At 54.2% G+C, this 23206-nt stretch carries 19 protein-coding genes and 1 pseudogene; 15 read left to right on the forward strand and 5 right to left on the reverse strand.

The annotated features are described in order from the left end of the window. The 4 genes from JNM42_RS04105 to qatD form a co-directional block, all read left to right on the forward strand. A partial coding sequence (locus JNM42_RS04105) for a hypothetical protein (RefSeq protein ID WP_294266591.1) occupies positions 1–187 on the forward strand: 187 nt, incomplete at its 5' end. A 247-nt stretch (positions 188–434) separates the two neighbouring features. After that, a complete protein-coding gene (gene qatB / locus JNM42_RS04110; protein ID WP_294254301.1) occupies positions 435–1040 on the forward strand; it encodes a Qat anti-phage system associated protein QatB in 606 nt (201 codons plus the stop codon). Next, positions 1037–2314: a Qat anti-phage system QueC-like protein QatC gene (gene qatC, locus JNM42_RS04115; protein ID WP_294266597.1), complete on the forward strand. Its 1278-nt coding sequence runs from the start codon at positions 1037–1039 to the stop codon at positions 2312–2314. The genes qatB and qatC overlap by 4 nt, the downstream gene beginning before the upstream one ends. Beyond that, entirely contained in the window at positions 2311–3078 is a 768-nt protein-coding gene (gene qatD, locus JNM42_RS04120) for a Qat anti-phage system TatD family nuclease QatD (RefSeq protein ID WP_294266600.1), read from the forward strand. The genes qatC and qatD overlap by 4 nt, the downstream gene beginning before the upstream one ends. 1844 nt (positions 3079–4922) lie before the next feature. Here the strand turns inward: qatD and JNM42_RS04125 are convergent. Then, the gene (locus JNM42_RS04125; RefSeq protein WP_294266602.1) at positions 4923–6167 is read right to left on the reverse strand and encodes a pyridoxal-dependent decarboxylase, exosortase A system-associated; all 1245 of its coding nucleotides are present in this window, start codon (positions 6165–6167) and stop codon (positions 4923–4925) included. 25 nt (positions 6168–6192) lie between these two features. Next, complete coding sequence (locus JNM42_RS04130) at positions 6193–7794, reverse strand: acyl-CoA ligase (AMP-forming), exosortase A system-associated (RefSeq protein ID WP_294266604.1); 1602 nt, start codon at positions 7792–7794, stop codon at positions 6193–6195. A gap of 221 nt (positions 7795–8015) precedes the next feature. Here JNM42_RS04130 and JNM42_RS04135 point away from each other — a divergent pair, with 221 nt between their 5' ends. From JNM42_RS04135 to JNM42_RS04145, 3 genes are read left to right on the forward strand one after another with little or no spacing between them, the layout of a single operon-like run. Further along, positions 8016–8267, forward strand: a complete 252-nt coding sequence (locus JNM42_RS04135) for a phosphopantetheine-binding protein (RefSeq protein WP_294266607.1) — start codon at positions 8016–8018, stop codon at positions 8265–8267. 12 nt (positions 8268–8279) lie between these two features. Beyond that, positions 8280–9104, forward strand: coding sequence for a hydrolase 2, exosortase A system-associated (locus JNM42_RS04140; RefSeq protein WP_294266610.1), 825 nt, complete (start codon positions 8280–8282; stop codon positions 9102–9104). Next, positions 9101–9958 carry a hydrolase 1, exosortase A system-associated gene (locus JNM42_RS04145; protein ID WP_294266612.1) on the forward strand — a complete coding sequence of 286 codons (858 nt, stop codon included), beginning with the start codon at positions 9101–9103 and terminating at the stop codon, positions 9956–9958. The genes JNM42_RS04140 and JNM42_RS04145 overlap by 4 nt, the downstream gene beginning before the upstream one ends. Here the strand turns inward: JNM42_RS04145 and JNM42_RS19410 are convergent. Both JNM42_RS19410 and JNM42_RS04150 read right to left on the reverse strand, forming a co-directional pair. Further along, positions 9924–10076 (reverse strand): IS3 family transposase, encoded by a 153-nt coding sequence (locus tag JNM42_RS19410; RefSeq protein WP_366504401.1) that lies wholly within the window; start codon positions 10074–10076, stop codon positions 9924–9926. The genes JNM42_RS04145 and JNM42_RS19410 overlap by 35 nt on opposite strands. 26 nt (positions 10077–10102) lie before the next feature. Then, on the reverse strand, positions 10103–10441 hold the full coding sequence (locus tag JNM42_RS04150) for a hypothetical protein (protein ID WP_294266615.1): 339 nt from the start codon (positions 10439–10441) through the stop codon (positions 10103–10105). Between the two features lie 669 nt (positions 10442–11110). On the opposite strand from JNM42_RS04150, the gene JNM42_RS04155 reads away from it, so the two are divergent. From JNM42_RS04155 to JNM42_RS04190, 8 genes are all read left to right on the forward strand, one after another. Beyond that, positions 11111–12493: a TIGR03013 family XrtA/PEP-CTERM system glycosyltransferase gene (locus tag JNM42_RS04155; RefSeq protein WP_294266623.1), complete on the forward strand. Its 1383-nt coding sequence runs from the start codon at positions 11111–11113 to the stop codon at positions 12491–12493. A gap of 73 nt (positions 12494–12566) precedes the next feature. Further along, on the forward strand, positions 12567–14660 hold the full coding sequence (gene prsK, locus JNM42_RS04160) for an XrtA/PEP-CTERM system histidine kinase PrsK (protein ID WP_294266626.1): 2094 nt from the start codon (positions 12567–12569) through the stop codon (positions 14658–14660). Further along, the gene (gene prsR, locus JNM42_RS04165; RefSeq protein ID WP_294266630.1) at positions 14657–16015 is read left to right on the forward strand and encodes a PEP-CTERM-box response regulator transcription factor; all 1359 of its coding nucleotides are present in this window, start codon (positions 14657–14659) and stop codon (positions 16013–16015) included. Before prsK ends, prsR begins: the two co-directional genes overlap by 4 nt. A gap of 58 nt (positions 16016–16073) precedes the next feature. Beyond that, positions 16074–18830, forward strand: a complete 2757-nt coding sequence (gene prsT, locus JNM42_RS04170) for an XrtA/PEP-CTERM system TPR-repeat protein PrsT (protein WP_294266633.1) — start codon at positions 16074–16076, stop codon at positions 18828–18830. Between the two features lie 52 nt (positions 18831–18882). After that, positions 18883–20163: a nucleotide sugar dehydrogenase gene (locus tag JNM42_RS04175; protein WP_294266636.1), complete on the forward strand. Its 1281-nt coding sequence runs from the start codon at positions 18883–18885 to the stop codon at positions 20161–20163. Continuing rightward, positions 20151–21212 (forward strand): SDR family oxidoreductase, encoded by a 1062-nt coding sequence (locus JNM42_RS04180; RefSeq protein ID WP_294266638.1) that lies wholly within the window; start codon positions 20151–20153, stop codon positions 21210–21212. The genes JNM42_RS04175 and JNM42_RS04180 overlap by 13 nt, the downstream gene beginning before the upstream one ends. Beyond that, positions 21200–22126 carry a transglycosylase SLT domain-containing protein gene (locus JNM42_RS04185; protein ID WP_294266640.1) on the forward strand — a complete coding sequence of 309 codons (927 nt, stop codon included), beginning with the start codon at positions 21200–21202 and terminating at the stop codon, positions 22124–22126. Before JNM42_RS04180 ends, JNM42_RS04185 begins: the two co-directional genes overlap by 13 nt. Before the next feature lie 193 nt (positions 22127–22319). Beyond that, a complete protein-coding gene (locus JNM42_RS04190) occupies positions 22320–22934 on the forward strand; it encodes a serine protease (protein WP_294266643.1) in 615 nt (204 codons plus the stop codon). A 13-nt stretch (positions 22935–22947) separates the two neighbouring features. On the opposite strand, the pseudogene JNM42_RS04195 reads toward JNM42_RS04190, so the two are convergent. Further along, positions 22948–23206: pseudogene (locus JNM42_RS04195) on the reverse strand (hypothetical protein); the annotation flags it as partial.

Genomic DNA, 23206 nt, shown 5'->3' on the forward strand with positions numbered 1-23206 from the left:
GCGGTTGGCAGGCTTCTTAAAGGAAAGGCCCGCGCTTCAGATCAAGCCCAGTATTGTCCCGAAGATCGCCGATGAGCCTTGGTCCCAGAGCGTATTCGCCGCTTGGGCCGAAGACGACGAAATAAGCAAGCCGGTTAAGAACGCGATCAAGGCAAGGAGGGGAAATGGGAACGTCTCAGTCAAGTAATGGTTCGCCGCCAGGTGTTCCTATGGTTCCCCCGTGGGTACCAGACCTTCCGTTGCCCGGTCCAGTTCTGGGAAGTGCCGATGCGGGTGAGGGCGGTCCGCCGGATGGCACACCTGAGCAAGGCGCGCCATTGACCCCCGCGCCGGGAACAGAGGCCCGACAGCCTATTCCGATTGCGCCGGCACGTAGATTTCTAGGGGCAAACAGAAATATCGGCGACTACTCGCGGACTGGTGACGGCACAACCATGCGTCGAGGCCTTGGTCAGTACGTCAAGAAGGGCTACGGCGGGAGTGCTACTGCAACCCGGAGAATGGGCGGCACAGCGCAGACAGCGCAAGCGCTGTATACAGCGCTGTCTGGCGGTCAAGCCAACCCGTACGCAGCGCCAGGCAGTCCATTGGACCCAGCGCTGGCCGCCGGTCGATCCGCAGATGAGGTTATGGATGCCGTGGTGGAGGCAGTCCGACCCGTAGACGGTACACAGGACGCCGAAGCCAGTCGAACCTCCATCAAAGATGCGCTGGCCGATGTGTTGAATCAGTTCCCCAATGCCGACTTGCTCAATCTTGACCAGGAACAACGTGATATGGCAATCGAGCGCTTTGTTGCGGCCGACGTATTCCGTCGCATCGATCTGGACATCGGGAGAACGATTCGCGAGAAGGCGCCAAACGCTGCTATCGGCTTAGGCCGCCTCAAGGAAGTTCGGGAATATGTTCGCGAGATAGTGTCCGCTTCATTCAGAAGGCTGCGTGAAGCCGGGCAGGGGTTAGCCTCGCTACGAGTCACTCAGATCGTCCAAAGCGCCATTCGCGAGACCTTTCAAGTTTTTGAAGGGTACGCCGAATGAGGATTACTTGCGCACTTTCCGACTACGACTTTCTCGGCACTCCGAGCGATCTCGATGTCGTTCTCTTTGGCAATTCTGGCGATCCTATGCGCGGGTCGGTGGGCGCGGCGCTGAAGCACGCGATCATGCGTGAGAAGGTCGCCCCTGCACCGCGCGCTTGGGATCTTCTAGCCCTGGCTTTGGCTGTCGTGTCAGCAGATCTTGCCGGGCACCGTGAGCGTAGCCCGGACGGCTGGACGAGAGAGTTCGACTTAACGGTATCAGTTGTAGATGCGCCGTTTTGGAATGCGAACGTCCAGGCGATACAGCAACTCCTGGCCTACTTAAGCACGGATCGATGGGCATTGCGGTTCGTGGAGGGCGGCATCCTTCCTCAGCCCGATCGTCAGCCGGAGCATCCAAGCGAGGACTGCGTCGTTCTGCTATCGGGCGGGCTCGATAGCTACATTGGGGCGATCGACCTAGCAGCGCAAGGAAAAAGGCCGCTGGCGGTCAGCCAAATGGTGCGAGGCGATGGTGAGAAGCAGGTAGCTTTTGCTGCTGAAATAGGTGGCGGGCTACGGCACTTCCAGGTAAATCACAACGCCGACGTACCTGATCCCGAGAATCCGCCATCACAACGCGCACGATCAATTATCTTCTTGGCGTATGGCATTTTCATGGCCACCACGCTGGCTCGGTACCACGCTGGCGATGAGGTGACGCTGTACGTTTGCGAGAACGGCTTCATCGCCCTCAACCCGCCCTTGACTGGCGGCAGGATCGGAAGTCTGAGCACGCGAACGACACATCCGGTTGTTTTCGCGCTTCTTCAGCAGGTGCTCGATTCAGCAGGATTGCGGGTGCGCATCGTCAATCACTATCGGTTCAAAACCACAGGCGAAATGCTTCGGGATTGTTTGAATCAGGAACTGATCGGTGCTCATGCCTATCAGACGACAAGTTGCGGCCGCTTTAAGCAGTTTGGCTACAACCATTGCGGTAGATGCGTGCCTTGCCAAGTGCGTCGCGCGGCATTCCTTGCGTGGAGGGGCCAGGACCTGACGAACTATGTGTACGGCAACTTGGCTCTCGACGACGATGAGCATGCCGGGTTTGATGACGTGCGATCAGCGTTGATCGGAATTGCCGAACGGCGAGAAGCAGGCACGGCGAGGTGGCTCGGCTCAACCATTAGCTCCGGTTTAGTGACGGACAAGCAAGCGCTTGCAAATACGGTTGAACGAGGACTTGCCGAGATAGAAGCACTAATGCTCGCGCAGGGTGTCCGATGATTGATTTCCACGCCCATTTGGACCTGTACCCCGATCCGCTGTCAGTGGTGCGTGAAATCTCGGCCCGCGGGATGTATGTGCTATCCGTCACAACGACGCCAAGCGCATGGAAAGGGACGTCCGCACTCGTTCAGGGTGGCTCGCGGATTCGGACAGCGCTGGGACTCCATCCGCAACTTGCGCACTTGCGTTTTGGCGAGTTGGACTTGTTTGACGAATACTTGCCTCAAGTGATGTACGTGGGCGAAATCGGCCTTGATGGTGGACCGGAATACAAACAGCATTGGCAGGCACAGTTGGCAGTCTTCGACCACATACTGGGGGCCTGCAAGGCCGCAGGCGGAAGAATTTTGTCTATACACAGCCGCCGCGCCACTTCGGCGGTGCTTGATCGTCTGGAAGCTTTTCAAGGCGCTGGCACGCCGATCCTGCACTGGTTCTCTGGTAGCCCACGTGAGCTTGAGCGCGCAGTCGCGCTGGGCTGCTGGTTCAGTGTCGGTCCGGCTATGTTGGCGGCCGAGAAGGCACGAGGTCTAGCGCGTGCTATGCCCAAAGAACGCGTTTTGACAGAGACTGACGGTCCATTCGCTCAGCTTGACGGCGAGAGCGCTAAACCATGGGATGCAGCAAGGGCTACCGCAGGTCTAGCTGACCTTTGGAACATGCCTCAGCCGGACGTGGACAAGCTGTTGCATGCCAACCTGCGCGGCTTGGTCACTGGCTGCAGGGAGAGTGTGCAAAACTTGGCTCAAGATAGTAGATAATCGATGCGCTGGAGTGGTCGCCTTCAATTGAGTCCATCTCCGCGCCAAAAAGCGCTCGTTTTATGCGTTGCTCGGCGGATCGGATTGCCGGCACGGCCAAGCATCCCTATCAGTGGGCGCGCCTGAGACGGAGTGAAGCCTGTTGGGACTTGTCTGCAGCCACCGCGTACAAGGCGAGGGAAATTGACGGTATCGGCAACGGTATCAAGCAGATTGGCCCCATGGAAAATGGCGTAAACACTAGCGATAGAGGTTGCTATTGACAATCGAGTGGGAGTGATTTAGACTAGTCTGTGGACGTTCGGTATATTTCGATATGTCTTTTGAATTTGTTGAATGATGAAAATATCTCTTCGGCGCCAGCCGAACTTGTCAACCTGTTCATTCTGATTACGGTCACTGTCACAACGTACTCCAGGCTGGATGCAACCAAAGCGCATTTATACTCGGCGCTGTGCTCTCGGTGCCGACGTGGCGCCCTTACGACTTGCTCGTCCTATGACATTGTTCGAGGTGCTTTAAATGGATCAAAAAAACATTGCTACACCGACGTCTTGGGCCGATTTCGAGAGCCTGTGCTTGGCGATTTTCCGGGAGATATGATCCGACTCGAAAACCCAGAAAAACAGTAGGCGTGGCCAAGAGCAATGACCAAGGCTATGGGTCGGTACTCGCGTACGAAGAAGTGTTGGCTGAGGCGTATAAGGCTGAACGTTTTAAGCCAACTCTGAAGCACTGCAGCATCGCCATCACAGCGCGGCGAGATGCCTCATTGCAGGAATGCACGCGATAGTTATCAGCCGATTGTGAGGCTAGCGGCCAATTCGGAGCCATAGTGCTGGCGTGGGAGGATTTGTTAAGCCTCATTGCTCTGCACCGTCGAGTGTTGGAGCAGTTTTATCCGGAGCATTGTGCGGATGCTCAGGGTTGATAAAACGATTTCTCTCCATGCCCGCGGGGACTAGGTGTCGCAACTTCTCACCTTGGCGCAGCGCTCGGTTGGCATCGGGGAAATAGATGCTTCGACCCCTTGGTTACCGCTTCAGTTCGGGGAGGTGAGGGACCTCGGTCCAGCTTTGCTCGGACGGAACCTTGGGCCGTCGGATGTTAGTTTTTCGCCCTGAATCAGCGAAGGCAATCACTCAGGAAAGATCTTGCCAGCAAGATTTACTTGGGTGCGGCTGGTCCCTGCGCCGTGGCCCTCTGAGAGAGGCGTGGGCTGGAGCCCGGCTCGCGGTGCCCAGGCTTTGATTTCCGGCTCGCGGGACTCGTGTCGATAGTGTGCCTATTGCACCAATTTTGGTCTTTCCAGGTCACCTGATCCAGCTTACTGCAGCCGCTGTGGCATAGGGCGCAACAGCAACGATAGTAATGATCGCGAGGATTTCGTTCCAGTCCATGATTGCCTCCGTTTATCCAGGATTACAACAAGTAAAGCAAGATAAGTGCCAGCAATAAATTAAGCATTCGCTGGCCTCGGCAGGCCATCAAATCTGGTATCCGCTCAAGAGGTTTGCAGCGCCGCTCTGGATGATGTTGTTTCATGGAACGGCAGACAGATCGCCAACAGGTAACACGGCCTGTTGGCGTTCATTTAGTCCTGTTAACGATGAATGGAATACGCTAGATGCCTAGCGTGGTGCCTGAGCTCAGTTGGCGCGAGTCTCGTTGATACAGTTACACTCGCTGCAAAGCGCCGGAAATCAGCGCCCGACCTGGACTGCAATGCTTGCCTCAGTGGCCGTCCGGCGTCCTCGTCATGTACTTCGGAGGTTTCTCTTTCAGGTTCATGGAGGGCCTGCGGCTTTGTCGGTAACCCAACGAAGTTGCGATTGTTGGGGCTTTCAGACAAGAACTTCAATACACGCCGGATGACCAAGAAAAGCCTGCGGGCTGGCTGTGAATCCGTAAGCACCGGACTGGTAAATCACTACCAGATCTCCGGGGTGTGCCTCGGCAAGTTCCATCCGGTCAGCCAGCAAGTCGAGCGGGGTGCACAATGGTCCCACCACCGAGACGTTCTCGCATTTGTCTGGCGTCATTTTATTGCCAATGGCGACCGGGTAATTTTTGCGTATAACTTGGCCGAAGTTGCCAGATGCTGCCAGATGATGATGCAGACCTCCGTCTGTAACGAGAAAGATTTGCCCGCGTGATTCCTTGCGGTCCACGATGCTCGAAACGTAGATTCCGGCTTCGCCGACCAGATAGCGTCCCAACTCGATGACCAGTTCGGCGTTGGGCATTTCGCTGCTGGCGCGCTCGGCTAGGCTGGCCAGATTGGCGCCGATCGGCGCCAGATCAAGATGTTGCTCGCCTGGGAAATAGGGGATGCCGAAACCACCGCCGAGATTGAGGAAGCGCACCGGGGAAGGCGCCGACTGTGAGAGGCGCAGGGCCAGATCAAAACTCTTGTATTGGGCTTCGACGATGGCTTCGGGTTTGAGGTTTTGCGATCCGGCAAAAAGGTGGAAGCCTTCAAATGCCAGGCCAGCCCGTCCGATTTCGGCCAGTAGTTCGGGAACCTGCTCTGCGTCAACACCGAACTGTTTGGGGCCGCCACCCATTTTCATACCCGAACTCTTTAGTTCGAAATCCGGATTGACGCGTACGGCGATGCGTGCCTTACAGCCTGTTTCGTTGCGGATTCGAGCCAGTTCGGCGACTTCCCGGAAGGATTCGATATTGATCAGGATGTCGGCGGCAACGGCACGTACCAACTCGTCTCGACTTTTTCCGGGGCCGGCAAAACTGATTTCGTGCGGGTCACCACCACTGTCGAGGGCAATCTTCAGCTCACCGCCCGAGGCTACGTCAATGCCATCGACCAGTCCGGCCATATGGCACACCAGGGCCGGCATCGGGTTGGCCTTCATCGCATAGTGCAGCTTGATCGAGGCCGGCAATGCGGTGCGCAGTTGCGCGACGCGTTGCGCGAGCAGTTGCCGGTCATAGGCATAAAAAGGCGTTTGCCCGACGCGTGCAGCAAGGCGTGAGAGCGGAATGCCCCCGATGACCAACTCGCCATTATTTACGGAGAACTGGGTCATTGGTGCATGGGTTGGGACTTGGCGTTCGCTGGCTTGCATTTGTGTGATTCCCTGAAGCGGGCGCTTAGGTAGCGCTCTGCCTTTCGATCCATTCGGTTGATAGTGTTTTGCGGTCGATCTTGCCATTCGGATTGCGCGGCAAGGGGCCATCCCGCACGTCGATATGCGCGGGCACCATGTAGGCCGGCATCAGATTACGACATTGGCTGAGCAGCGCTGCCGTGTCGAGCTTGCTGCCTTCCGGCGGCGTAGCGATGACCTGGATCGCTTGCCCGAGCGTGGCGTGATCGACTCCAAAGGCGACGCATTCGCCGATCAGCTTGGTGGCGTAGAGAACTTCTTCAACCTCGGTCGGGCTGACTCGATAGCCCGAAGTTTTCATCATTTCGTCACGGCGGCCGATGAAGTAGAGGAAACCTTCTTCATCCCTGCGCACGGTGTCACCGGAGAAGACGGCCAACTCAGGAATAACTAGCCCAGGCTCGCGTCCTGGTGTGCTAGTCGGTAGAGGTTTGTAGCGTTCTGCTGTTTTCTCATGATCATTCCAGTAGCCCATACCGACCAGTGCACCACGATGCACCAACTCGCCCGGCTCGTTGGGTGCGCAAGGCGAACCGTCTTCGCGCAACACGAGTATTTCGGCATTGGGAATGGCCTTGCCGATCGAATCCGGTCGGCGATCGACTTCTCCCGGCGGCAGATAAGTTGATCGGAAGGCTTCGGTCAGGCCGTACATCAGAAAAGGTTTCGTCTTTGGCAGGCGTGCGCGCAGTGCAGTCAGTGTTTCACGCGGCATGCGACCACCGGTATTGGCGAAATAACGCAGGTGCTCGGTGATGCCGGCTGGCCACTCCAATTGCGCGAGCTGGATGTAAAGTGGTGGAACGGCGGTGAGTCCAGTAACCAGTTCGCGATCAAGCACCTTGAGCACATCGCGCGGCAACAGGTAGTTGAGTAGCACGACTCGCGCACCGGCATGGAAACCCGTGGTGAGCTGGCTGAAGCCTGCGTCGAAGGAGAGGGGGAGGGCGGCGAGCAGGGTGTCGCCGGCGGTGTTTTCAAGGTAACTAGCCACACTCTTGGCGCCAGCGACCATGTTGCGATGCGATAGCACCACGCCCTTGGGTTTGCCGGTGCTGCCCGAGGTGTAGAGGATGGCGGCCATGTCGGTGTCGATTACACGGTGGCCATCCTGTACAGGTGAGTTGAGCAGTTCGTCCCAGCGCAAATGCGTGACCGGGCTGGCGCCTGGCGGTATCTGTTCAGCATTGACTCGTACGATATGGCGCAAATCGTGACAGTCCGCCAGTACTGGCTCCAGCAGGGGGAGACGTTCACTCGATGTAATCAGCGTGCGCACATTGCAGTCGCGCATGATGTAGCCCACCTGGTCGGCCTTGAGCAGCGGGTTGAGCGGAACGAATACGCAACCGGCCGCTGTCGCGCCAAAACTGGCGATGACCGTCTCGAAGCGTTTTTCGAGATAGATGGCAATCCTTTCGCCGCGTTGCAAGCCGAGGCTACGTATGCCGCTCACAAAATCTTTGATTGACTGGTTCAAGTCGGCATAGCTCATCGACTGTTTGCCGTAAGTAAGAGCAAGCGCATCCGGACTCTGTGTGGCCGACTGGGCGATCAGATCGTGGAGGAGATAGGAATCGGTCATTTTCAGGGGTCACGAGTTTAATGGTCAGTTGGTGATTCTAGCGAATAGAGCGTGCTGTTACTGTGAATTTATTCCGGTTGACTTTGGAATTTCAGAAAACAAACCTGATGAGCCGAAGAATGCTGATCAGGTGTCACGTTAATTCCAAGTACTCCTGCAAGTATAATCGCGTCTGTTGAAATTCCAGTCAGGCGGAGTGCCTGCGCACACAAGGGGGTTTTATGGATATCAAAAAAGAGGTGTTGTCGATTCTTGATGAAGTATTGAGCCTCAAGGGCCGGGCGGACACTTTTACGCTCGAAACGCCTTTGCTTGGCGCCATACCCGAACTTGATTCAATGGCTGTGGTGGCCTTGATCACTTCGATGGAAGAACGTTTCGGATTCATCGTCGATGATGATGAAATTGATGGTGCCGCCTTTGCCTCGGTTGGCACCTTGGTAGACTTTGTGCAGGGCAAGATGGTCACCTGAGCTGAACGATTGATGACTTTTGAAGCATTTTATCTGCCGGCTGCAGTTGGCCAGCGATTCTGCCTGTTCCACCAGCCCGATGCCGAGACCGCCAGGCGCGGTGCTGTCCTTTATATTCATCCGTTTGCCGAGGAAATGAACAAGTCACGGCGTATGGCGTCGCTGCAGGCGAAGGCGCTGGCGCATGCCGGCTATGCTGTACTGCAGATCGACCTGCATGGCTGCGGCGATAGTTCGGGCGATTTTGGCGAGGCATCTTGGGAAGGCTGGATTGAAGACGTTGTCCTGGCCTGTGCGTGGCTGCAACAGCGCAACGATACCGTTCTGTGGTTGTGGGGACTGCGTACCGGTTGTTTACTGGCTTGTGCTGCGGCTGCCCGGATCGATCAGCCCAGCAAGCTGCTCCTGTGGCAGCCTGTGGTTTCCGGCAAGCAGTTTCTGCAGCAGTTTTTGCGATTGAGGATTGCCGGCGAAATGCACGTTGGTGATAGCAAGGGCCTGATGGATCGTCTGCGAGAACAACTGGCGCAAGGGGAGTCGGTAGAGATCGCCGGTTATCTGCTGTCCTCTGCTATGGCAAACGAGCTGGGAAGGGCAGAGCTTTCGCCTTCTGCGCACTCTGCTGCGCAGATTGAATGGATCGAGTTGTCCGGCAAGCCGGACGGCGACCTGTCACCACTGGCCAGCACGAGGCTTGATTTATGGAAATCGGTAGGCCTTTCTGCTCGAGGTAGCACGGTTTACGGCCCTGCATTCTGGCAAACGGCCGAGATTGCCGAGTGCCCGGCACTGCTTGAGGCCAGTATGCTGGCGATGTCAGCGGTATTTGCCAAATGATTTTCACCGAAGAGGCTCTGGTTTTCCAGGTTGCCGGCGAGCATCTCCTGGGCATCGTCGCCAAACCGGATTTCCCGGTTGACTATGGTGTGCTGATTGTCGTCGGTGGTCCGCAGTACCGGGCAGGAAGTCATCGGCAGTTTCTGCTGCTGTCGCGCCGATTGGCTACCGAGGGTTATCCGGCAATGCGATTCGACTATCGTGGTATGGGCGATAGCGGCGGTGCGATGCGCGAATTCGATGCTGTTTGCGAGGACATCGAGGCGGCAGTCAATGCCTTTCAGCTTGCCTGCCCGAAGGTAAAGCGCGTCGTTCTGTGGGGATTGTGCGATGCCGCTTCGGCCGCGTTGCTGTACGTGCAGGCAACCCGGGATCTGCGGATTGCCGGTCTGATTCTGCTCAACCCCTGGGTCCGTTCAGTGGCGAGCCTGGCGCAGACGCATATCAAGCACTATTACGGCCAGCGCTTGCTGCAGAAAGTGTTCTGGATCAAGTTGCTAAGCGGGAAGATGCAGGTAATGAAGTCGCTCCAGGGCTTTTTGAATAGTCTTTTGCAGGCTCGCGGCAAGCCTCTACCGACTGATAACGTATCCCGTTCTTTTCAGGATCTTATGGCAGAAGGCTTGAAACAGTTCCCTGGTGGTGTGCTCCTGATCCTTAGCGGGCAGGATTATACCGCCAGGGAGTTTGTAGACTATGTCGGTTCGAACGCCGCTTGGAAGGGCTTGACCGAAGCGGTCAAGGTGACCCGAATTGAGGTGGAGGACGCAGACCATACTTTTTCTTCCCGTGTTCTTCGTTTGTCGGTGGAGGACGCGACTATTGCCTGGCTTGTGAATCTGCAGAGCATTTAAGGATAGGGGCTATCTTGCAAAGCCGCATCAGTCGTTGTACCCGCTTTCGATTGACGGTATGACCCACGGTGAGGAGAAATACGAGCATCCTGCGGGTGCCGGGTGTATTCCTCAACAATCAGGCGACTGTGCTGCAGATCACGGTCATCGACCGGTCTCGGCTGCTTCTGGGCATACACTGTGGCGCGCGATACGCCAGCCAGAACGCATTGCTGAACCACGGCCATCGTAGCTTCCGGGGCGATCCACCCTTGCCGGATCATGACAGGCTGATCCCTGACTTTTATTGAGCCAGTCGAGTTGCACCTTCAGCTTGCCAATCTCGCTGTAGAGCAGTGCCGGTTCCTGATGCGCCGCCACCAGTTTGGGACCTCGCATGCCTTCAAACAGCGTCTTGACTTGCTCCTGAATTTCCTTATTCCACAACCCAACTTGACTGGGATGAACGCCATATTCCAGGCCAATCTCGTTGACCGTCTTCATCCCTCTCAATGCCTACAGTCCGAACTTCGCCTTGAACCCGGGTGAGTAGGCCTGCCCCCACTTCGCTTCCTTCATATCTTCTCGTTCCGCATGACAGCGCACAGCTTAAACAACTGTCTTGAAAACGAAGACCGCTAGAGTGAGCGTACTCGACATTCCCCGTGCGGCCATGCTGTTTGGTCTTTTTCTTGTTCGGGGATGGCAGTGTTCGGAGCACAGAGTAGGTTTGCATTTAATCCGCCATTTTAATGTATGTCAGTACACATTCTGCGTTATAGTGCCTCCCCGCGAAACCATGGAGCATTCACCTGTAATTATTTTATCGAGATGGAAACACTGAAATAAATATGAAGAAACGCATGGATTGAAGTTTAAAACAATTTCGCCTTCGGACATAAAGAGAGTGCGTAAATGCAGTTATATTAATAATATTCAATAAGTTGAAACGTAAACATAATGTAATTTTTTAAAAAACGCCGAATTATTCTTCCTCATGCAATATCTTTTCACCTTGTTGTGCATTAATTCACAGTATGTAAATTGATCACGAGCTAATCTCTTCATTGAGGGATTTGATCTGGGCCTTGCATATTTTTTACGCTAACCAGTTCGATATCTCGATATCAGTAAGAAAAGCGTTAAAACGAAAAAATTTGCTAGGGGCAAATCGTGATTAAAGTATTCAGTCATTGGATTCATTGGAAGACTATTTTCCGAATCGTTCTTGACACCATTCTACCTATTGCCTGCGTTCTGTTAGCAGTTTATTGGGTTGGACATGGAGGGCAGATAAATTTTGATATTGTTATTATCTACGCGGTCATTTTTGCGTTGGTGATGGTTGTCTTTAACTCCTGGCTCGGGCTTTATCAGCTAGGTCACGGGCGAACCATCGAGCAAACTCGCGCGCGTGCAGTCTTGTCCCTCTACCTGTCTATTCCTCTTGCCTATGTCGTTTTCGCTTTTCTATCGGTTGAAGACGTCAATCGAGAGTTTTTGCTTCTCTCGGGTTTGGCTGCCGTGTTCGGAACGCTTGCGCATCGTGTTTTCAGAATTCACAATCGAGCGCAAGCGATGATGACACATCGAGTCTTGATCTTTGGTGCTGGTACTGAGGCACATTTCGTAGGCCAGGTGCTAGAAAAATCTAATCCGGATATTCACATTGTTGGATATTATGCAAGTCCAACCGAAGTTGACACCTGTATCCCTGATCAGCTTTTATTGCCTCGGGATCGGTCACTGTCAGATACGACTCATTCCTTGAATGTTCACGAAATCATCATCGCTGTTCATGACCGACGTGGGGGCATTCTGCCCTTGCGCGAACTTCTTGATTGCAAGTTGACCGGTGTGAATGTGCTTGATCTTGCCAGTTACTTTGAACGTGCGCTCGGCCAGATTCGACTGGATTCATTACGCGCAGGCTGGCTTATTTTTGGCGAAGGGTTCCGGCAAGGTTTGGGACGTACGTTCGTCAAGCGCCTTTTTGATATTGTTGCCGCATTGATCCTGCTATTTCTCTCACTTCCCGTGATGCTCGTAACAGCATTATTTATATTGCTGGAAGATGGTTTCCCCATATTTTACAGACAAGAACGTGTCGGTTTGAACGGTCGTCTCTTTCACGTCGTAAAATTTCGAAGTATGCGTAAGGATGCCGAGAGCGATGGCAAGCCACGCTGGGCAATGGCAAATGATGACCGGACAACGCGTGTCGGCCGCATCATACGCAAGCTGCGTATCGATGAGTTGCCTCAACTTTTCAGTGTATTAACCGGTGACATGAGTCTGGTTGGTCCGCGTCCTGAGCGGCCCTTCTTTGTCGATCAACTCACGCGAGATATACCGTTTTACGCTGTTCGTCATAGCGTCAAGCCAGGAGTTACCGGCTGGGCTCAGGTGAGCTACCAGTATGGCGCCTCTGTCTATGACTCCATCCAGAAGCTCCAGTATGATCTCTACTATGTAAAAAACCACACCCTGTTTCTTGATATTGTGATCATGTTCAAAACGGTAGGTGTCGTTCTTACCGGTAAAGGTGCTCAGTAGCGTAGCCCTCACGGGTCAGTCGTTTTCGAGAGCGCACTCTGAGGAGGTTTTTCGGTTGGATGCAAGCAGAGAAATGATTACTGCCTGGAGCTATGGTCTTGCGGGCTTCGTTTATGCTGCCTTTGCCATCTATGTGGCGGCTGGATGGCGTGAGGGCTGGCGTAGCCGTGCCTTGCTCATTGCGACTGTCCTGAGCACACTATGGGGGATTTCTGGTCTCGCCTTTGCATTAACGGGGAAGGCCATTTTTCTGGCGGGTAGCCTGCTTGCCGATCTCTTCCGTTTTGGCGGATGGTACTTCTTCCTTCTGGTTTTGCTCAAGCCGGATTCATTGGAAAGAGGACGGTTGCCGATTCGTTTGCTTTGGCTGGGTGGTATTGCACTGGTCTTATTCTGTGTTGGTATTGCAGCCCAAATCATGGTCACTTTGGGCATCAGCATCAATATCCCACCCCAGCGGCTGGTCTTGTTTAATTCATTGGCGATGACAGTATTTATACTGGTTCTCATTGAGCAATTGTTTCGCAACGTTGCTCCTGACAGTCGATGGAGTATCAAGCCCTTGTGCCTTGGGCTGGGTGGAGCTGCCCTGTTTGATCTCTATCTTTTTTCGGATGCGCTGCTATTCAACCGGATAGATGCGGATGCCTTCAGTATTCGCGGTTTTGTGCATGTTCTAGCACTCCCGCTGGTAGCCATTTCGAGTGTACGAAGCCATGACTGGAAAACCAGAATCGTGCTTTCACAGCGAGCCGCCTTGCAATCAGCAACGCTGGTTGCAGTTGGTGTTTATCTCCTTTTTATGGCCGCTGCTGGCTACTATGTTCGCTATTTTGGCGGCGATTGGGGCCGTGCCTTCCAGTTGGCATTGTTGTTTGCTGCGCTTTTGTTGCTCGGCATACTGAGCTTGTCGGGGTCGATGCGAGCGAAGTTCAGGGTTCTGGTCGGCAAGCATCTTTTCAGTTATCGCTATGACTACCGTGAAGAATGGCTGCGCTTTACTAATACCTTGTCGTCCCAGAACGGCTTTTCCGAAATGGGGCGACATGTGGTCAAGGGCTTGGCTGATATGGTTGAAAGTCCGGCCGGTTCGCTCTGGTTGAAAGATCCGACGTCGCGTTTTTTTGCCCAAGCGGCGTGCTGGAATATGCCTGTTTCGTCGGCGACTGAAGATTCTGACAGCAAGCTGTGTCAGTTTTTGCTTGATAGTGGCTGGGTCATCAACCTCGAAGAGTATCGTTCCCTGCCTCGCCGCTATGACAATCTCGATCTGCCCGTATGGTTGGTCGAAGTGCCCAATGCCTGGCTGATAGTTCCTTTGGCAACCGGGAGCGAGATGATCGGCTTCGCCGTTCTGGCAACGGCCCGTACCAAAGTCGACGTCAATTGGGAGGTCAATGATCTGTTGAAGACGGCTGGTCAACAGGCCGGGGCTTTCCTGGGGGAGATGCGGGCAACCGAGGCTTTGCTGGAGGTACGGAAATTTGACGCATTCAATCGGATGTCCGCTTTTGTTGTGCATGATTTGAAGAACATCGTTGCGCAATTGTCGCTGATGCTCAAGAATGCTGAACGCCACCGGGATAAACCCGAATTTCAGCAGGATATGTTGATGACTGTGGAGCATTCCGTCGAGCGCATGCGACAGTTGATGATGCAGTTGCGTGAAGGAACTACTCCGGTGGATAGCCCGCGCGGTATTGATCTTGGTGACCTCATCCGGCGTATCCAGACAGCCAAGGAGGCGCAGGGACGCGATCTGGAAATTGATCTGACCGATAAGGTCATTGCCAAGGGGCATGAAGACCGGGTCGAACGGGTGATAGGACACATTGTTCAGAACGCACTTGATGCCACTGAGAGCGGCGGAAGGGTCTGGGTCAGACTAAAGCGTCAGGGAGCTCATGCCGTGGTAGAGGTTGGCGATACCGGAGATGGCATGACTCCCGAATTTTTACGCGAAAGACTGTTCAAGCCGTTTCAAACAACCAAGCCATCAGGAATGGGGATTGGTGCCTACGAAAGCTTCCAATACGTTCATGAACTCGGGGGCAAGATTTCAGTCGATAGTGAGCTTAATATTGGAACACAGGTCAGCCTGTTGTTGCCATTATTTGATCCGGATGGCGCAATCGATTCGAATGTGTTGAACGAGGAATCCGAATGAGCTCAGAGAAATTACGTCCTCTGCTGATCGTTGAGGATGATCCGGCACTGCAAAAGCAGATGCGCTGGGCTCTTGATCAATATCAGACGCTGACAGCGGAGGATCGCGAGGGCGCGCTGGTTCAGGTGCGACGTTACATGCCGCCAGTGGTAACCATGGATCTAGGTTTGCCGCCGGATGCAGATTCCGTTACTGAGGGCTTCACGCTGTTAGAACAGATTCTTTCGATTGCACCTGATACCAAGATCATTGTCCTGACCGGTCAGAATGACCGGACCAACGCGCTGCGGGCAATCGGTCTGGGGGCCTACGATTTCTTTGCCAAGCCGTTTGAAATCGATATGCTGGGTTTGACGATTGAACGTGCTTATCGGCTTTATGATCTTCAGCAGGAAAACAGCCGCTTGCAACTCATGCAACAACCGGATGTTCTTTCCGGACTGATTTCCCGTGATCCCGAGGTGTTGCGCGTATGTCGCACTGTTGAAAAAGTGGCTGTCAGTGATGCAACTGTACTGGTTCTCGGTGAAAGTGGAACCGGTAAGGAATTGATTGCACGCGGGGTGCACGCCGCTTCTGCAAGGCGCGGCGAACGCTTTATTGCTATTAACTGCGCGGCGATTCCGGATAATCTGCTGGAAAGTGAACTGTTTGGCTATGAAAAAGGTGCATTCACTGGTGCCGCAAAAACAACACCTGGAAAGATTGAGACAGCCCATCGTGGCACCTTGATGCTCGATGAAATTGGTGATTTACCGCATTCCTTGCAGGCGAAGCTGTTGCGTTTCTTGCAGGAGCGTGTAATTGAACGTATTGGCGGGCGACAGGAGATTCCGATTGACGTGCGAATCGTCTGCGCAACGCACCAGGATCTCAAGGCCTTGATCAAGGAAGGGCGTTTCCGCGAAGACCTTTATTACCGTCTGGCAGAAATCGTCTTGAACATTCCGCCGCTACGCGCGCGTCATGGTGATACTGCACTGCTGGCTCACGCTTTCGTGCGCCGCTTCGCTACAGAACAAAACCGGGGCCCCATGACGTTGCGAGAAGATGCTTTACGGGCCGTCGAGTCGTATGATTGGCCCGGGAATGTCCGCGAACTTGAAAATTGTATCAAACGTGCGGTAATCATGGCGGACGGCAATCAGATTACTGTTGAGGACATTGGCCTTGATCCGGGGCAAAATGAGCAGGAGACGAGTCTGGATCTGCGCCAGCTTCGAGAACAGGTTGAAAAACGCGTCATCATAACTGCCTTGGCACGTGCCGATGGCAATGTGCAAAAGGCCGCTGATATGATGGGGGTCAGCAGGCCCACGATTTACGATCTTATGCACCGGTTTGGACTAAAATAATCAATAGGCTGATCAGTATTACCCACTTTATGGGACATCTATGACTACTCGAAAATCAATGAGCAAATCCGCCTTGTCAGCCCTTCTGGCGACCCTGATTCTGGTCGGTTGCGGTGGGGAAACGTCTGAGTCCTTGCTGTCTTCAGCCAAGGATTATATGGCCAAGAATGACAACAAGGCGGCAGTGATTCAGTTGAAGAATGCACTGCAGAGTAATCCGAATCTGGGTGAAGCCCGGTTTTTGCTGGGCAAGGCGCTGCTCAGTAGCGGGGATCCAACGGCCGCGGAAGTTGAACTGCGCAAGGCCAATGAACTCAAGTATCCGGCCGATCAGGTGACACCTCTCTTGGCGCGTTCCCAGTTAATGCTCGGGCAAAGTAAAAAAATCATCGAAGATTTCGCCAAAGTTCAACTGACTTCGCCGGAAAGCAGGGCTGATCTGCAGACAACGCTTGCTCAGGCCTACCTGATGACGGGCAAGCTCGAAGCAGCACAGGCAGCTTACGATGCTGCCCTTGCCGCTGTCCCGGACTATGGTCCCGCGATAACCGGGCAGGCTCGAATCAAAGCAGGTACCCGGGATCTCCCCGGTGCCCTGGCATTGCTCGGCCCTGTTCTTGAAAAGTCACCCAAACTTTATGAAGCATGGCAACTCAAAGGCGATATTCTGTACGCTCAGGGCGATGCCAAGGGTGCGTCAGAAGCCTATGGCAAGGCGCTGGAAGTCAAGCCTGACTATCTCCCAGCGCACTTCGCACTGATTTCCCGCTTCCTGGAGGAGGGAAATCTTGACGCAGCAAGCAAGCAAGTGGAGGCAATGAAAAAAATTGCTCCAAAGCATCCTCAAACAAGCTTCTTCCAGGCGCAGATTTTCTATAAGCAGCAAAACTTCAAGGCGGCTCAGGAAGCACTCCAGCAGTATCTCAAGGTTCTTCCGGATGGTACGTTAGGGCTGCAACTGGCCGGGGCTATCGAGTACGAGTTGAAAGCGTATTCGGTGGCCGAAACATACCTGCTTAAGGCCTTGCCCAAGACACCAGAGCTTGGGTTGGCCCGCCGCATTCTGATTGCCACCTATTTGCGTAGCAATCAGCCGGCCAAGGCACTCGCCACCCTGCAACCCGTTCTGGACAAGATTGATAATGATTCGAACATGCTGGCGCTGGCTGGCGAGGTGTTCATGCAGAACGGGAATGCTGAAAAGGCCGGGGTTTATTTTACAAAAGCCGCGGCCCTTGATCCCGCGAATACTGGCAAACGTACCTCGGTTGCACTCTCACATTTGATCAAGGGAGAAACCGAAACGGCTTATCGCGAACTGGAAGAGATTGCAGCAGTTGATACCGGAATCAAAGCGGACATGGCATTGATTGCCTCTCAGCTTAGGGGGCGCAAATACGATCTGGCGCTCAAGTCCATAGCCAGTCTGGAGAAGAAACAGCCAGAAAATCCTTTGGCGCATAATTTGCGTGGTACTGCTTTGCTGGGAAAAAGAGATGTGCCTGCCGCACGTAAAAGCTTTGAACAGGCCTTGGCAATCAATCCGGCTTATTTCCCTGCGGCTGCCAGTCTGGCCAATCTGGATCTGGCTGATAAAAAGCCCGAAGATGCGAAGAAACGCTTTGAAGGGGTCATCGCCAAGGATCCGAAAAATGTGCAGGCCTTGCTTGCATTGGCTGAGTTGAGCGCCAAGGCCGGTGGAAAACCTGAGGAAGTGGCTGTCCTGGTTAACAAGGCCATTTCTGCGAATCCAGCAGAAGCGGCACCACGAATCGCGCTCATCGGGCTTTACCTGGGCGCAAAAGAACCTAAAAAGGCGCTAACGGCGGCACAGGATGCGCTCGCTGTTTTGCCCGATCGCCCCGAAATTCTCGATGCTGCAGGTCGTGCCCAGCAGGCGGCTGGGGAATTCAATCAAGCGCTGGCCACTTACGGCAAATTGGCCAACTTGATGCCCAATTCAATACAGCCCCAATTGCGCATGGCTGAAATCCAGGTAGCGGCAAAAAACAAGGATGCGGCCATGCAAAGTTTGCGCAAGGCACTTTCGATCAAAGCGGATTCGATCGAGGCACAGCGCGGAATAATCATGATGGAAGTCGAAGCCGGGCGCACTGCCGAGGCGCTTGCAATGGCTCGAGAGATACAGAAACAGCGCCCGAAAGAGGCTGTGGGCTATGTGCTCGAGGGAGATATTCATGCCTTGAAGAAAGCATGGAATGAGGCGGCGACTGCTTACCGTACCGGACTCAGGCTAAGCGGATCAACCGAACTGGCCGTCAAATTGCATGCTGTAATGATTGCTGGCGGTAATTCTAGCGAAGCTGACAAGTTTGTCGATAGCTGGCTGAAGGAACACGCCAAGGATTTGCAGTTCCGGCTTTATCTTGCCGAATCGGCCACAGCCCGCAAGGATTACGCAACAGCCAGTAAATATTATCGGGTGCTGATGGATGCCCAGCCGGATAACGCCTTGCTTGTGAATAATCTGGCCTGGTCTTTGGCGCAGACCAAGGATCCAAAGGCCATCGAGTATGCCGAAAAGGCCTACAAGATGGCGCCGGATCAGCCCGCCATCATTGATACGCTGGGCGGGATGCTGCTTGAAAAGGGTGATACTGCACGCGCCTTGGAGTTGCTGCAAAAGGCCTCCAGCCTGGCTCCGCAAAGTTCGGCGATTCGTTTCAACTTGGCCAAAGCCTTGGTCAAGGCCGGGAAGAAGGAAGAAGCGAAAAAGGAACTGGATGAACTGGCCAAACTGGGCGAGAAATTCCCGGCCCAACCCGAAGTTGCAAAAATGTTGCAAAGCCTTTGACGCATAAGTTTTCAATTTTTATCTCGAATTTTTAAAAAGGGTTGAGGGAATCATGACTATCGTTGCCGTTGTTGGGTTGGGTTATGTCGGTTTGCCGCTGGCTGTAGAGTTTGGCAAAAAAAGTCGGACTATTGGTTTTGATTTGTCTACGAACAAAATTGCGAATTACAAAAAGCATGTCGACCCGACGGGTGAGGTCAGCAGCGACGATCTGAAAGCTGCGATCTATCTGGAAGTCGTTAGTGATCCGGCGGCACTGGCCGAAGCTGACTTCATCATCGTCGCGGTTCCGACACCGGTCGATGATGCCCATCAGCCCGATTTTCGGCCGCTGATCGGCTCGTCGGAATCGGTCGGAAAGAATCTGAAGCGTGGTGCAATCGTTGTTTTCGAGTCGACGGTCTATCCCGGAGCTACTGAAGAAATCTGCATCCCGATCATCGAAAAGCATTCCGGCCTTACGTGGAAGCAGGACTTCTTCGTCGGCTATTCGCCGGAACGGATCAACCCCGGTGACAAGGAACGCACCTTGACCAAGATCGTCAAGGTGGTGTCGGGCGATACCCCGGAGACACTCGAGAGTGTCAAGCAAATGTACTCTAGTATTATCACGGCCGGTGTCTATCCGGCATCCAGCATCAAGGTGGCGGAAGCCGCCAAGGTCATCGAGAACACCCAGCGTGATCTGAACATCGCATTGATGAACGAACTGGCGATCATATTTGATCGTATTGGTATTGATACTCTGGAAGTGTTGCAGGCCGCCGGGAGCAAATGGAATTTCCTGCCTTTCCGCCCGGGTCTGGTTGGCGGGCACTGTATTGGCGTCGATCCTTACTACCTGACGCACAAAGCCGAGATGCTGGGCTACCACCCTGAAGTTATTCTGGCCGGTCGGCGCATCAATGACGGCATGGGGAAATATATTGCCGAACAGACAGTCAAAAACCTGGTACGCAACGGATGGCAGGTCAAAGATGCGCCAATCATCGTTCTTGGTCTGACGTTCAAGGAGGATTGCCCGGATCTGCGCAATTCTCGCGTTATCGACGTGATTCGAGAACTTCAATCCTACGGTGCTCGGGTCATCGTTCATGAACCGGTGGCCGATGCCGATGAGGCACTCCATGAATATGGCGTGGAACTGACCGCCTGGGATGATTTGCCAGTGGCTGCGGCCATCGTCGGTGCCGTTGCGCACAAGGAGTTCAAGAATCGGCCGCTGACTGATTATGTCGGCAAACTGCAAAAAGGTGGCGTGCTTACCGATGTGAAGAGCATGTTTGATGAAACTCAACTGCTTGCTCAGGGAGTGACAGTGTGGCGTTTGTAAGTTCAGACTTTGCACAACTCAGTCAGCGTCTGCAGTCGAAGCCGGCGCGCTGGCTGGTGACCGGCTGCGCCGGTTTTATCGGCTCGCATCTGATTGAAACCTTGCTCAAGCTGAATCAGACGGTCGTCGGCCTGGACAATTTCTCAACCGGACACCCTTGCAACCTGGATGAAGTCCAGGCACTGGTCACACCAGGACAATGGCTGAAGTTTCAGTTCGTCAAAGCGGACATCCGCGATCCGGATGCCTGTCGCCAGGTGTGCCTTGACGTCGATTATGTTTTGCATCAGGCCGCTTTGGGGTCTGTTCCGCGTTCTCTGGCCGACCCGCTGGCGACTAATGCGTCCAACATCGATGGATTTCTGAATATGCTGGTGGCGGCGCGCGATGCGAAGGTCAGGCGATTTGTTTACGCTGCATCAAGCTCGACCTATGGTGATCATCCTGATTTGCCAAAAGTGGAAGATACCATTGGCCGTCCATTATCTCCTTACGCCGTGACCAAGCTGGTTAATGAACTCTATGCCGACGTTTTCGCGCGCTGCTACGGCTTTGCGTCGATCGGTCTGCGCTACTTCAATGTCTTCGGCGCCCGCCAGGACCCGGAAGGGGCCTACGCTGCCGTAATTCCGCGCTGGACGCGAGCCATGCTGCTCGGTGAGCAGGTGCTGATCAACGGTGACGGTGAAACCAGCCGTGATTTTTGCTTTGTTAACAACGCAGTGCAGGCCAATTTACTGGCTGCGACAACCGAGAACCCAGGTGCTGTGAATCAAGTCTATAACGTGGCGCTGGATGACCGTACGTCGCTAAATCGTCTGTTTGAAATGCTGCGCGCTGTGCTAGCCGAGACAAAACCTGAACTTGGCAGCGCGAAGCCCGGATACGGCGAGTTTCGACCCGGCGATGTTCGGCACTCGCAGGCGGACATTGCCAAGGCACGACGTTTGCTCCATTACGCCCCTACGCATCGGCTGGAGGAGGGTATTCGCATTGCCATGCCGTGGTACGTGTCCCACTTCACACCATCGTCGCCTTGCACAGCCTGATCATGCGCGCTACCGGCGAGAAGATTCTTCGAAGCGCGTCATCATGTGTGGCGCTGTTCCTGGTATTTTTTATCTTTGCTCCGCTTCCTGTTAATGCGGCATTTGATGATCTCTCCTCGGGTAATCTTGTTGTCCTGAGGAACGAAGCCCGCTCCTACGAGCATGGCGAAGGCGTTCCAAAAGATCCAGTGCGTGCGGCCAGCCTCTATTGTGATGGGGCGCGAAATGGTGATGCAGAAGCCCAGTTCAGCCTTGGCTGGATGTATGCCAACGGTCGGGGTATCCCGCATAGTGACGAAATGGCCGCTTATTTCTTCAAGCTTGCGGCTGAAAAAGGGCATGTGCAGGCACAGAAGATGCTGCGATTCGTCGGTGATAAGGCGGCCCCGATGCCGGAATGCATGCGCAATTCATTTGCTGACTTCGGCTATGAAGATGTTTTAAAAGGGACCAGTCCTTCACAGCAGATGGTATTAACGCTGGTACGCAAGCTTGCTCCGGAGTATGGCGTCAGCCCGCGACTGGTGATGGCGGTGATCCGGAACGAATCCAATTTTGAACCCAAGGCGGTTTCACCGAAGAATGCCCAGGGGCTGATGCAGCTTATCCCGGAAACCTCGGCACGATTCAACGTCAAGAAACCCTTCGATCCCGAGCAGAACATCCGCGGAGGCTTGTCTTATCTGCGCTGGCTACTGGCCTACTTCGAGGGCAATGTCGAGTTGGTCGTCGCCGCCTACAATGCAGGAGAGGGCGCGGTCAATCGTTACAAAGGTATTCCGCCCTATGCGGAAACCCGCGGTTACGTCAAACGGATCATGAGTATCGTCAAGAAAGACGAACATCCCTTCGATCCGGGCGTGACCACCCCGTCTCCAGAAATGCCGCGTATCCGACTCGCCAAAGAGCTATAGAAGTTTCAGGGAGGCAGTGATGTTATTATTGGGATCGATATCCTCCCGGTGGTCAGCGCACCTGTTTGTTCTCTTCGCTCTATTGCCGTTCGCAAGAGTTGCTACCGCCGCTTTGCCCGACTTGATCGAGCAGATAAAACCCTCGATAGTCGTGATCGGCACCTATTCCAGAACCCGTAATCCAGCATTTGTCATGCGCGGGACCGGTTTTGTCGTCGGCAATGGCACGCTGGTAGCCACCAATGCCCATGTGGTGCCTGAAGTTTTAGATGCAGCCAGTGGTGAAACCCTGCTGGTTCAAGCCGTTTCCGGTACTACCGGGACACAGCGGCGTCTGGCAAAAACCGCAGCGAAGGATAAATCCCATGATCTGGCCCTGCTGCGCATTGAAGGCACGCCCTTGCCGGCGATGACCCTGCACAGCGTAGGGCCGGTACGCGAAGGGCAAAGCGTCGCGTTTACCGGCTTCCCGATTGGCGGCGTTCTTGGCCTTTCACCGGTAACGCATCGCGGAATCATTTCGGCGATCACGCCGATTGCCCTGCCCAGCGCGACAGCAAATCAACTCAACGAACAGGTCATCAAGCGCCTGAAAAGCGGCACCTTTGAAGTCTACCAACTCGACGGTACGGCTTATCCTGGTAATAGCGGAGGACCGCTTTTCGAGATGGAAAGGGGCGAGGTGATCGGCATCATCAACATGGTGTTCGTCAAAGGTACCAAGGAATCCGTGTTGTCGCAGCCCTCGGGGATCAGTTTTGCCGTGCCGGTGCAGTATCTGCAGGAGTTGTTGCGCAACCTGCAATAGGCACTTCATCTGATTAAAGATTTACTTCATCTTTGGTCAGCGGTACTGAAACTGATTTTGGCGGGAACAAAGCCTTGTGGCCAAGATGATAGGCCAACAAATGGGGCGGCATTCTCAGCCAGTGTGAGCGGATATAGAGAAGCTTTCGTGCTACCGGGGATAGGGCGTCGGCGGTGCTCTGATGTTGCGGCAACAGAACCCGCGAATAAATCGCATCAAGCAGACGTTGCCTCATGTCCCCGGTTTCCAGAGCGTGCATCTCTTGCATGATG

Origin of the sequence: Propionivibrio sp. (assembly GCF_016790145.1) — a bacterium.
Lineage (GTDB): Bacteria > Pseudomonadota > Gammaproteobacteria > Burkholderiales > Rhodocyclaceae > Propionivibrio.

Coding starts and splice junctions, on each gene's coding strand:
- qatB (WP_294254301.1), top strand. CDS start 435: ATGCGTCGAGGCCTTGGTCAGTACGTCAAGAAGGGCTACGGCGGGAGT.
- qatC (WP_294266597.1), top strand. CDS start 1,037: ATGAGGATTACTTGCGCACTTTCCGACTACGACTTTCTCGGCACTCCG.
- qatD (WP_294266600.1), top strand. CDS start 2,311: ATGATTGATTTCCACGCCCATTTGGACCTGTACCCCGATCCGCTGTCA.
- JNM42_RS04125 (WP_294266602.1), bottom strand. CDS start 6,167: ATGCAAGCCAGCGAACGCCAAGTCCCAACCCATGCACCAATGACCCAG.
- JNM42_RS04130 (WP_294266604.1), bottom strand. CDS start 7,794: ATGACCGATTCCTATCTCCTCCACGATCTGATCGCCCAGTCGGCCACA.
- JNM42_RS04135 (WP_294266607.1), top strand. CDS start 8,016: ATGGATATCAAAAAAGAGGTGTTGTCGATTCTTGATGAAGTATTGAGC.
- JNM42_RS04140 (WP_294266610.1), top strand. CDS start 8,280: ATGACTTTTGAAGCATTTTATCTGCCGGCTGCAGTTGGCCAGCGATTC.
- JNM42_RS04145 (WP_294266612.1), top strand. CDS start 9,101: ATGATTTTCACCGAAGAGGCTCTGGTTTTCCAGGTTGCCGGCGAGCAT.
- JNM42_RS04150 (WP_294266615.1), bottom strand. CDS start 10,441: ATGAAGACGGTCAACGAGATTGGCCTGGAATATGGCGTTCATCCCAGT.
- prsK (WP_294266626.1), top strand. CDS start 12,567: ATGATTACTGCCTGGAGCTATGGTCTTGCGGGCTTCGTTTATGCTGCC.
- prsR (WP_294266630.1), top strand. CDS start 14,657: ATGAGCTCAGAGAAATTACGTCCTCTGCTGATCGTTGAGGATGATCCG.
- prsT (WP_294266633.1), top strand. CDS start 16,074: ATGAGCAAATCCGCCTTGTCAGCCCTTCTGGCGACCCTGATTCTGGTC.
- JNM42_RS04175 (WP_294266636.1), top strand. CDS start 18,883: ATGACTATCGTTGCCGTTGTTGGGTTGGGTTATGTCGGTTTGCCGCTG.
- JNM42_RS04190 (WP_294266643.1), top strand. CDS start 22,320: ATGCGCGGGACCGGTTTTGTCGTCGGCAATGGCACGCTGGTAGCCACC.